6 protein-coding genes are annotated in these 11,444 nt (G+C 77.0%); 5 read left to right on the forward strand and 1 reads right to left on the reverse strand.

Going from position 1 to position 11,444, the window contains the following annotated elements; translation table 11 throughout:
* The first annotated feature begins 6 nt into the window (after nt 1-6).
* From BM385_RS16615 to BM385_RS16640, 5 genes are all read left to right on the forward strand, one after another.
* Nucleotides 7-330, forward strand: a complete 324-nt coding sequence (locus BM385_RS16615; RefSeq protein WP_019433200.1) for a DUF3039 domain-containing protein — start codon at nt 7-9, stop codon at nt 328-330.
* A 29-nt stretch (nt 331-359) separates the two neighbouring features.
* Nucleotides 360-2,024, forward strand: a complete 1,665-nt coding sequence (locus tag BM385_RS16620; RefSeq protein ID WP_019433201.1) for a beta-N-acetylhexosaminidase — start codon at nt 360-362, stop codon at nt 2,022-2,024.
* A gap of 130 nt (nt 2,025-2,154) precedes the next feature.
* Complete coding sequence (locus BM385_RS16625) at nt 2,155-3,060, forward strand: FAD binding domain-containing protein (RefSeq protein ID WP_051131099.1); 906 nt, start codon at nt 2,155-2,157, stop codon at nt 3,058-3,060.
* A 3,746-nt stretch (nt 3,061-6,806) separates the two neighbouring features.
* Nucleotides 6,807-8,417, forward strand: coding sequence for a 2Fe-2S iron-sulfur cluster-binding protein (locus tag BM385_RS28235; RefSeq protein WP_302848653.1), 1,611 nt, complete (start codon nt 6,807-6,809; stop codon nt 8,415-8,417).
* Nucleotides 8,418-8,421: 4 nt separating this feature from the next.
* Nucleotides 8,422-10,746 carry a xanthine dehydrogenase family protein molybdopterin-binding subunit gene (locus tag BM385_RS16640; protein WP_019433205.1) on the forward strand — a complete coding sequence of 775 codons (2,325 nt, stop codon included), beginning with the start codon at nt 8,422-8,424 and terminating at the stop codon, nt 10,744-10,746.
* A gap of 127 nt (nt 10,747-10,873) precedes the next feature.
* Here the strand turns inward: BM385_RS16640 and BM385_RS16645 are convergent, their stop codons facing one another.
* On the reverse strand, nt 10,874-11,317 hold the full coding sequence (locus BM385_RS16645; protein ID WP_037755806.1) for a GNAT family N-acetyltransferase: 444 nt from the start codon (nt 11,315-11,317) through the stop codon (nt 10,874-10,876).
* Nucleotides 11,318-11,444 lie beyond the last annotated feature (127 nt).

Consider the following 11,444-nt stretch of genomic DNA (forward strand, 5'->3'; position numbering starts at 1 on the left):
GTGCTCATGAGCACTCTTGAGCCCGAGCAGCAGCCCGAGCGCGGGACCGGCACCGGCACCCTGGTCGAGCCCGCACCGCAGACGTCGCACGGCGATGGCGACCATGAGCGCTTCGCCCACTATGTCCAGAAGGACAAGATCATGGCGAGCGCGCTGGACGGCACGCCCGTCGTCGCGCTCTGCGGCAAGGTGTGGGTGCCGGGACGGGACCCGAAGAAGTACCCGGTCTGCCCCATGTGCAAGGAGATCTACGAGTCCATGGGCGCCTTCGGCGGCGGTGGCAAGGGCGGTAAGGACGGCAAGGGCGGCAAAGGCGGCGGCAAGAAGTAGCCGGCCGTCCCGGCGGGCACGCTCCTGCCATGACCGCTGATGCCACGGACACCGCTGACCTCACCGACGCCGGCCTGATACCGGCGCCGCTGACGTACACACCCGGCACGGGCGCCGGGCCGACGCTGGGCCCGGGGGCCGCCTTCGACGCCGCCCCCGGCACGGAAGGCACGGCCCGCTGGCTGCGGGCCGTCCTCGGACTGGACACGGACGGTGACGGCCTCCCCGTGCGGCTGGCCCTCGACAGCGCCCTGGCCGGCGGCCCCGAGGCGTACCGGCTGACCGTGACCGCCGACGGGGTGCTCATCGTGGGCGGCGGGCCGGCCGGCGTCTTCTGGGGCGCCCAGACCCTGCGCCAACTGGCCGGCCCCGACGCGTACCGTCGCGCCCCGCTCACCGGCCGTGCTTGGCACCTGCCCGCCGTCACCGTCGAGGACGCGCCCCGTTTCGCCTGGCGCGGCTTCATGCTGGACGTCTCCCGCCACTTCCTGCCCAAGGACGGGGTGCTGCGCCAGCTCGATCTGCTCGCCGCCCACAAGCTCAACGTGCTCCATTTCCACCTCACCGACGACCAGGGCTGGCGCATCGAGATCCCCCGCCATCCCGAACTGACCGCCACCGGAGCCTGGCGGCCCCGCTCCCGCTACGGGCACCGCGACTCCCCGCTGTGGGACGAACGGCCGCACGGCGGCTACTACACCCAGGACGACCTGCGGGAGATCGTCGCGTACGCGGCCGAGCGGCACATCACCGTCGTCCCCGAGATCGAACTCCCCGGCCACTCGCAGGCCGCCATCACCGCCTACCCCTGGCTCGGCAACCCGGGGTACGGCGCCCCCGGCGTGTGGACGGACTGGGGCATCAGCCCGCACGTGCTCGCCCCCACCGACGAGGTACTGCGCTTCTACGAGGAGGTGCTGAGCGACGTCCTGGAGATCTTCCCGTCCCCGTTCATCCACATCGGCGGCGACGAGTGCCCCAAGGACCAGTGGCGTACCTCACCGGCGGCCCAGGAGCGGATCGCCCGCGAGGGGCTGGGCGACGAGGACGGCCTCCAGGCGTGGTTCATCCGGCACTTCGACCGCTGGCTGGCCGACCGCGGGCGGCGGCTGATCGGCTGGGACGAGATCCTGGAGGGCGGCACCCTGGCGGGCGGTGATTCCGGGGGAGGTCTCTCCGCCGGCGCGGCCGTCTCCTCCTGGCGCGGCTGGGCGGGGGGCATCGCGGCGGCCGAAGCGGGACACGATGTGGTGATGTGCCCCGAACAGCACGTCTACCTCGACCACCGGCAGGCGGACGGCCCGGACGAGCCGATGCCCGTCGGCTGGGTGCGCACCCTGCGCGACGTGTACGCCTTCGAGCCGGTGCCACCGGCCCTGGCCGGCCGGGACGCGGCCCGGCACGTCATCGGAACCCAGGCGAACCTGTGGACCGAACTGATCGACGATCAGGGCCGCGCCGACTACCAGACCTGGCCCCGGCTGTGCGCGCTCGCCGAAGTGGCCTGGAGCGCCGCCGGCCGGCGCTCGTGGCCGGACTTCGAACGCCGCATGACGCACGCCCACTACGCGCGACTGGACGCGCTGGGCGTCGCCTACCGCCCGCCCGGCGGCCCGCACCCCTGGCAGCGGCGGCCGATGCCCGCCGGGCTATCCGGACAACTCGGGCGTCCGCTGGACGGGCAGCCGGGCTGAGTACCGAACGGGCGTGACGCGCTTCCGGAATGAGGGTGACCCCGGCACCGGTGGAGCGGAAAAATGTGCCAGAGTTGCCTCGCATACCGTTCGGCTGGGCAGCCGGGACAGCCGGGAAGGGGCAGCTGGATTGAGCACGCACGCACCTCAGGCATCCGGAGCGCCGCAGACCGCCCGGCTTGTCGCGCAGCCCGCCACTCTGGACGACGCGGTGGCCGCCCTGGTGGCCACCCCCGCCGCCGTACCGGTCGCGGGCGGCACCGACTTGATGGCCGGCGTCAACGCCGGGCTGCTGCGGCCCGCCGCCCTGGTCAGCCTCGGCCGGCTCGGCGAACTGCGCGGCTGGGAGTACCAGGACGGGCACGCGCTGCTCGGCGCCTGCCTCACCCACGCCCGGATGAGCCGGCCGGACTTCGCCGCCCTCATCCCGGCCCTCGCCGCGGCGGCCCGCTCGGCCGGGCCGCCGCAGGTGCGCAACGCCGGGACGCTCGGCGGCAACATCATCACCGCCGCCCCCTCCGGCGACACCCTGCCGGTCCTGGCCGCGCTGGAGGCCACCCTGCTGGTCGCGGGCCCGGAAGGACAGGGCCGGCAGATCCCGGTGAGCAGCCTGCTCGCGGGCATGGACCGGCTGCACCCGGCCGAACTCCTCGCCCACGTACGGGTTCCGCTGCTGCACGCCCCCCAGACATTCCTCAAAGCGACGGCGCGCAGCGGCCCCGGGCGGGCCCTGGCGTCGGTGGCGCTGGTCCTCGACCCGATACGGCGCGAGGTGCGCTGCGCGGTCGGCGGCGTCGCGCCGATGCCGCTGCGTCCGCTGGACGCCGAGCGGTGGGTGGCGGCGCTGGTCGACTGGGACGGCGAACACGGCCGGGCGCTGGCGCCGGAGGCGCTGACGGCGTTCGGCGACTACGTGGGCCTGGCCTGCGTTCCCGATCCGCAGCCGGGGGAGGCACCACTGCCGGCTGCTGTGCTGCATGTGAGGCGTACCGTGGCGACACTGGCCCGCCGTGGACTCGGAAGGGCGCTGCGATGAGCGACGATCAGCGACAGCCGCGGCCACAGGGTGGCTGGGGCGCGGGGGAGTACGGCGGCGGCGACTACGACGCGGACGCCACGGCGTTCGTGCAGCTGCCGCCGCAGCCGTTGCCGGGGGTCGACCCGCTGGCGGTGACGGGCGGCGCGGTGCCGGTCACGGACCCGGGCGCGACGGGGGCGTGGTCGCTGCCGTTCGCGCCGCAGGCGCAGGGCGGGCAGGGCGGGCAGGGCGAACTCCCGGAGTCCGGCCCGTGGACCGCCGCGCCGCAGACCGGGCAGCAGACCGCGCCGCACTCCGCCCGGCAGGCGGGGCAGGGCCGTTGGCCGGCGTCGGCCGGCTGGCCGGACGCGGGCGGCACGGGCGCCGCGGACGGCGCCGGCGCGGACCCCTCGCACGCGAGCTGGCCCGCCGCCGCCCGGGACAGCTGGCCCGCGACCGCACACCAGCCCGGCGGCCCCGGCCAGGACGACTGGCAGAGCACGACGCCCCGGGCCGGCTGGCCCGGACCGGGAACGGCGGAAGCCGGCACCCGGGAACGGACGGACACCTTCCCGCACGACCGCCCGTCCGGCGCGGACGCCGCCCCGGCGGCGCCGGGCGAACAGCCGCAGTCCTGGCCCGCGAGCGCGGGCGCCCCGGCGCAGCCGGGCTGGCCGGCGGCCCACACCGACACGGCGGCACCCACCGCCGGACACCCCAACGACGCGGCCTCACCGGCGCCCTGGGGCACGGCACCGGGCGCCACCCCGGCCACCCCGCACGCCACCGGCGGCACCGACGGCGCGAGCCTGCCCGGCACGCCCCCGGCGGCCCCCGGCGAACACGGAAGCGGCCACCCCGGCCCCGGCACCTGGCCGGACCCGCAGAACGGGACCCCGGCCCACGGCGTCCCACACCAGGCCCCCGGAGCCACGAACGGCACCCAGCCGCAGGCCGGCTGGCCGGGCGGCGCCGACACCGGCGCGGGCACACCACCGCACGGCGTACCGCACCCGCAGCAGCCGGAGCCCGGAGCCGTCACCGCGAACGGCGGCGCCGGTGGCCCGGTCGCGGACACAGCCGCCAACGGCACCCAGGCGCAGGCCGGCTGGCCGGACGCGACGGCGGGCACGGCCCCGCCGTCCACGGGCGGTGACCACGGGGCCGGTGGCCCCGCGACGGGCGCCGGAGTGAACGGCGCGCAGAGCCAGTCGGCTTGGCCGGATGCGGCAGCGGGCACCCCTGCCCAGGGCACGCCGCATCCGCAAGGGGGCGAGAGCGGCGGTGCCGGTGCGAATGGCGCCCAGACCCAGTCGGCTTGGCCGGATGCGGCGGCCGGTACGGGTGCGCCGTCCACGGCTGGCGGGCACGGGGCCGGTGGCCCGGCGACGGGCCCTGGTCTGAACGGTGCGCAGGGCCAGTCGGCGTGGCCGGACGCAGCGGCCTCGGTCGCGGATGGTGCGAACGGCGGCGCCGGTGGCCAGGTTCCCGGTGGTACAGGCAGTGGTGCCGGTGTCCCGGTTGCGGGGGGTACCGCGAACGGTGCTCAGGAAGCGTCGGGTTGGCCGGACGCTGCGGCCGGTACGGGTGCGCCTTCGGCGGCCGGTGAGTACGGGGCCGGTGGCCCGGTGGCCTCGGTCGCGGGTGGTGCGAACAGCGGCGCCGGTGGCCAGGCTCCGGGTGGTGCCCCGAACGGTACGCAGCATCAGCCGGGTTGGCCGGACGTGACGGCGGGCACGCCCGCCCAGGCCGAACCGCAGTCCCAGCCGAACACCCCCGGCGCGCAGGCGGAGAACGGAGAACACGGCGGTCCGGGATCGGCCGCGCACCAGCCGCCGCAGGCGGCGGACACCACCGGGCAAGGTGGCTGGCCGGGCACCCCCGCCGCCGGAACCGCGCGTGCCGCGACCGAGGGCCGGCCCGTCGGGTCGGCCTGGCCGGACGCCGCGAGCGGAACACCCGCGCAGGGCATGCCGGTTCCGCGGACCGACACCACGGATCCGGGTCCGGCGAACGGCGTTCCGGACGCGGGCGGCTGGGCGGGTGCCCCCGCCGCCGCCCCCGACCCGTCCGTGCAGCCGAACTGGCCGGACGCCGCATCGGGAACGCCGTCACACGGCGTACCGCGTCCGCAGGGCCACGGCACCGTCCCCGGCGGTGCGGGCAGCCCGCAAGACTCCGGGCCGGGCGCCGAGGGCGCCGCCGCCCACGGCTGGCCGGATGCCGCGTCCGCGACTCCTTCGCAGGGCGTAGCGCGTCCGCAGGAGCATGCCCCGTCCGCGGGTGCCGCCACGCCTTCGGTGCCGGATCAGCGCGGCTGGGGGAGTGGTCCGGGCCGGGAGGGCGACGTTGCCCCGGGCCCGTCCGCCGGCTGGCCGGACGCCGGGGCCGGAACCCCCGCCCACGGTGTGCCGCACTCGCCCGCGGACACCGGCAGTGGAAACGGTGCGCCCGGAGTTCCACCCCAGGCGGCGCCCGGCGACACGGCCATGGCGGCGGGCGGTACGCCTCCGCACGGTGTGCCGCAGTCGCACGGAGCAGCGGCAAGCGGAAACGGTGCGCCCGGTGTGGGTGCCGGTGTGCCGTCGCAGGCGGGGAACGTTCCCGGCCCGGTCGGCGGTACGCCACCGCATGCCGTGCCGCAGGCCGAGGCGGCGGTGACTGATACGCCGTCTCGTGGTGTGCCGTCACAGGCGACGGGTGGGGTGAACCCGGCCGGTGAAGGCAGCGCAGCCACGCCGCCCGCTGGTACGCCCTCGCACGGAGCAGGGGCAAGCGGAAACGGTGCGCCCGGTGTGGGTGCCGGTGTGCCGTCGCCGTCGACGGGCGCTCTTGGTCCTGCCGGTGAGGATGGCGTGGCCGGTGTACCCGGTGCGGATGCCGCTCTGCCGCCGCAGGCGGGGAACCCCCCGGGGGGGCCGGCGGGCGGTACGCCTCCGCACGGTGTGCCGCAGTCGCACGGAGCAGAGGCGAGCGGAAACGGTGCGCCCGGCGTGGGTGCCGGTCTGCCGTCGCAGGCGGGGAACGTTCCCGGCCCGGTCGGCGGCACGCCCCCGCATGGCGTGCCGCAGGCTCAGGCGGCCGTCACCGACGCACCGTCACAGGCAGCCGGCCCCGCTGGTGCGGACAACGGCGCGGCCGTGGCAGCCGCCGGTACGCCCCCGCACGGCGTGCCGCAGACTCATCCCGCTCCCGGTCCGGGCACCGGCAGTGGAAACGGAGCGCCCGCCGCCGATGGTGCTGCGGGCCCGTCCCGTACAGCTCCCGGGGCGGTTCCCGGCGGCGAGGGCGCTGCCGTCACGTCGGCCGGTACGCCGCCGCATGGTGTGTCGCACGCCTCGGGCCATGTCCCGTCCGCCGGTGGTGCGGTTGGCGACGAGCATTCCGCTGGTGCGCCTGCCGGGACCCCTCCGCATGGCGTACCGCACGCACAGGGCTCCGCCGGTGGCCGCGCTGACGGGCACCGTGTGCCAGGGCAGGACGGTTGGGCGGGTACGCCCGCTCCCGGTGGCCCGTCCGCGCAGGCCGACTGGCCGGATCCGGCTGCCGGGACGCCCGGGCACGGCGCCGCCCATGCCCACGTGACCCCCGCGGCCACGGGCCACGAACCGGCCCCGGGCGCCGCAGTACCGCCGCAGGCGGCGGCCGACAGCGCGTCCGCACCGGCCGCCGGAACCGCCCCTGGCGCCCCGTCGCCGGAGCAGGGCGTTCCCGGGCAGCCCGGCTGGACTGGGCAGACTGCTCAGGGTGGTACGGGCTCCGTCATGCCCACCGTCGGCGGCACCCCGCCTCACGGCGTACCGACCGCCGGGCCCGCCGCCGAGGCGGCAGCCGCCGGGGCGCAGGCTCCGGACGGCGCCCCGGCCCACCCGGCATCCCCCGGAGCCGACGCCGCCGCGTCCCCGCCCGGCGGCCCGGGCGGGGACGGCGGGAGCGCCCCACTGTCCGGGCCCGGCCCCGCGCAGCCCACCGCTGCCGCCGCCGCTGAGCCGCCGCCCGGGGAGACCCGCGCCGTGCCCCCGGGTGCCCCGGATGCCTCCGGCATCGGGGCCACCGAGGTCACCGAGCCCATCCCGGCCGGCGGCAGCGCCGGTCTTCCCGGCGTCGCCGACCACGGCACGACCGGCCCCGGCACCGGCGGCACCGACATCAGCGGCACCGACACCTCCCGCACCGCCGCCGGTCCGGTCGGTCTCCCGGGCGCCAGCGGTTCCGGCACCAGTGGTGACGGCGCCAGCGGCTCCGGTCCCGCCGGGAACGCCGGTCCGGCCGGTCTCCCCGGCACCGGCGGTACCGACATCAGCGGTCACGGCGCCAGCGGCTCCGGTCCCGCCGGGAACGCCGGTCCGGCCGGTCTCCCCGGCGCCAGCGGTTCCGACACCAGCGGTCACGGCAGCGCCGACCCGGCCGGCTTCCCGGGCACCGGCGGCGACGCCGACCCGGCTGGCTTCCCCGGTGCCAGCGGTCCCGGCCCCGCCGGCGACGCCGGTCCGGCCGGCTTCCCCGGTGCCAGCGGCTCCGGCTCCGCCGGGAACGCCGGCCCGGCCGACACCGTCGACCTCCCCGGCCCTGGCACCGGCACCGGCGGCCCGGCCGCCGCCCCCGGCTTCCCGGGCACAACCGCCCCCACCGACAACACCCCTACCGGCACCCCCGTCCCCGCGCCCGCCGTCGAAGGCGGCCCCGTGCAGCGGCCGGCCGGGTTCGGCGGCAGTGGGAGCGGGGACGAGTCCGGCTCGTGGGTGATTCCCTCCGAGGTCACCGACCCCGCCCAGCCCGTCGCCGAGGCTCCCGCGCCCGCGCCCGTCCCGCCGCCCGTCAGTGACAGCGAGCACCCCGAGGTCTCCTACGTCCTGCGCGTCAACGGCATCGACCGTGCCGTCAGCAGCGCCTGGATCGGCGAGTCCTTGCTGTACGTGCTGCGCGAGCGCCTCGGTCTGGCCGGTGCCAAGGACGGCTGCTCGCAGGGCGAGTGCGGGGCCTGCTCGGTGCAGGTCGACGGGCGGCTGGTCGCGGCCTGCCTGGTGCCGGCGGCCACCGCCGCCGGGTCCGAGATCCGTACCGTCGAGGGCCTGGGCACCGAGAGCGAACCGTCCGACGTGCAGCGCGCCCTCGCCTCCTGCGCCGTCCAGTGCGGCTTCTGCCTGCCCGGCATGGCCATGACGGTGCACGATCTCCTGGAGGGCAACCACGCGCCCACCGAACTCCAGACCCGCCAGGCCCTGTGCGGCAATCTGTGCCGCTGCTCCGGTTACCGGGGCGTCCTGGACGCCGTCCGCACGGTGATCGAGGAGCGGGCCGAGCGGGCGGAACGCGCCGAGCAGCAGTCGCCCCGTATCCCGCAGCAAGCCGGCCCGTTCGAGGGAGACGCCTGAGACGATGAGCGACCAGCCCATCGACGGCATCACCGCCGTCACCGTCGCCGGTGCCGAGACCGCGCCGGGGCCCGCCGAGGGCGCCGCCACGCTCGGTCTCGGTGCGTCCGTACCGCCCGCCGACGCCGCCGCCAAGACCACCGGCGTCTTCCCGTACACCGCCGATCTGTGGGCCGAGGGCCTGCTGTGGGCCGCCGTGCTGCGCGCCCCGCATCCGCGCGCCACGATCCGCGGCATCGACACCACGGAGGCCGCCGCCCTCCCCGGGGTGCGGGCCGTCGTCACGCACCTGGACGTCAAGGGCACCCCGCCCGGGGACCGTCCGCCGCTGGCGTCCGGTGAGGTGCGGTACCACGGTGAGCCGGTGGCGGCCGTCGCCGCCGACCATCCGGAGACCGCCCGGCTTGCCGCCGCCGCGATCGCCGTCGACTACGAGGTGCTGGAGCCGGTCACCGACCCGGAGAAGGTGTTCGAGTCCGAACCGCTGCACCCCGCCGGGAACATCGTCCGGCACATCCCGCTGCGCTACGGCAACCCCGACATGAACGGCGAGATCGTCGTCGAGGGCGTCTACCGCGTCGGCCGCCAGGACCCGGCGCCGATAGGAGCCGAGGCCGGTCTCGCGGTGCCGCGCCCGGACGGCGGCGTGGAGGTGTACACCGGCACCACCGACCCGCACGGCGACCGCGACCGGCTGGCCGCCTGCCTGGCCCTGGAGCCGGATCAGGTCAAGATCTATGTGACGGGGGTGCCGGGCGCGTTCGGCGACCGCGAGGACCTCGGTTTCGAACTGCCGCTCGCGCTGCTGGCCATCCGGACCGGGTCGCCGGTGAAGCTGGCGGCCACCCGCGAGGAGTCGTTCCTCGGGCACCCGCACCGGCACCCCACCATGCTGCGCTACTGGCACCACGCCGACCGCGAGGGCAAGCTGGTGAAGGTCGAGGCGCAACTGCTGATGGACGCCGGGGCGTACGCGGACGGTTCGGCCGAAGCGCTGGCCGCCGCCGTGTCGTTCGCCGCCGGGCCCTACCGGGTGCCGAACGCCGTCGTCGACGGCTGGGCGGTGCGCACCAACAACCCGCCCTCCGGGCATCTGCGCGGCGAGGGCGCGCTCCAGGTGTGCGCGGCGTACGAGGGCCAGATGGACAAGCTGGCCGCCCGGCTCGGTCTCGACCCGGCCGAGGTGCGCGCCCGCAATGTGATGAGCACCGGCGACCCGCTGCCCACCGGGCAGGCCGTCACCTGCCCCGCACCGGTCGCCGCGCTGCTGCGCGCGGTGCGGGAGACGCCGCTGCCGCCGCCGCCCGACGAGGAGTGGGTGCTGCCGGGCGGCCCGGACGGTGCCGCCGACCCGGGCGCGGTGCGCCGCGGGGTGGGGTACGCGCTCGGCATGGTGCACATGCTCGGCGCGGAGGGCACCGACGAGGTGTCCACGGCGACGGTCAAGGTCGAGGGTTCGGTGGCCACCGTGCTGTGCGCGGCGGTGGACACCGGCCAGGGGTTCGCGACGCTGGCCCGGCAGATCGTGCAGGACGTGCTGGGGGTGGAGGAGGTGCATGTCGCGCCGGTCGACACCGACCAGCCGCCGGCCGGGCCGGGGCTGCGCGGCCGGCACACCTGGGTGTCGGGCGGGGCGGTGGAGCGGGCGGCGAAGATGGTCCGCACCCAGCTGCTCCAGCCGCTCGCCTCGACGTTCGGGATGTCCCCTGAGCTGCTGACCATCACGGACGGCAAGATCACCTCGTACGACGGGGTGCTGAGCACCACGGTCGCCGAGGCGCTGGAGGGCAAGGAGCTGTGGGCGACGGCGCAGTGCCGTCCGCACCCCACCGAGCCGCTGAACGCCGCCGGGCAGGGCGACGCGTTCGTGGGGCTGGCCTTCGCGGCGGTACGGGCCGTGGTGGACGTCGATGTGGAGCTGGGTTCGGTGCGGGTGGTGGAGATGGCCATCGCGCAGGACGTGGGCCGGGTGCTCAACCCGGCGCAGTTGCGGGCCCGGATCGAGGCGGGGGTCACGCAGGGCATCGGTACCGCGCTGATGGAGCATCTGCGGGTGGCGCGCGGGGTGGTGCGGCGCCCGGACTTCGCGGATTACGCGCTGCCGACGGCGCTGGACGTGCCGGACATCCGGATCGTGGAACTGCTGGAGGAGCGGGACGTGGTGGCCCCGTTCGGGGCGAAGGCGGCGGGCGCGGCGCCCGTGGTGGTGTCCCCGGCGGCGGTGGCGGCGGCGGTACGGGCGGCCACCGGGCGGCCGGTGAACCGGCTGCCGATCCGCCCGCAGTCCGCGGTGGTGAACGCGGGCGCCCAGCCGCAGCCGCAGGCGTAGCCGGCCCCGGTAGGTTCCGGCGCCCGGCACGTCGCGGCGCCCGGGCCCGCCCCGGACCCCCGCGCGTCCCGGCTTCCGGAACACGCCGTCGCGGCCCGGGCGCCGGCCGGGCGGCCAAGGGCGCTCGTCAGGACGCGGCGCCGAGCACCAGCAGCAGGTGGGAGTCGGTGTCGTGCCGCACCGTCCCGGCGCGGCGGAAGCCGTGCTTCTCCAGCAGCCGGACGGAGCCGGTGTTCTCCTCGTGCGGGTCGGCGTAGAGCGGGCGGGTCGTCTCCTGCTCCAGGAACAGCGCCAGCGCCCGGGTGCCGACGCCGCGCCCCCAGAACGCGCGGCCCAGCCAGTACCCGAGCCACCGGCGGTCCCCGTCCGTCCAGGCCACCAGGTTCCCGGCCACCTCCCCGTCGACGGTGATGGCCCGCACCAGCACGTCGGGGCCGGCGAGCACCCGTGTGGTCCAGTGCCGCATGAACGCCTCCCGCTCCCGGGGCGGGAAGCGGGACCGCCGGGCGGCCTCCGGATCGTGCTCCTGGGCGAAGAACACCTCCAGGTCGGCCGGGACGACCTCCCGCAGCCGTACCCGCTCCGGCGCGTCCGTCCGCCCCGGCGCGCTCGCCCCTTCCCCTTCCCCTTCGCGTCCCTGTCCCTGTCCCTGTCCCTGTTTCCGCTCCGGTGCGCTCATGGTGCGGAGTCTGCCACCG

Origin of the sequence: Streptomyces harbinensis (genome assembly GCF_900116145.1) — a bacterium.
Classification (GTDB): domain Bacteria; phylum Actinomycetota; class Actinomycetes; order Streptomycetales; family Streptomycetaceae; genus Streptomyces; species Streptomyces carpaticus.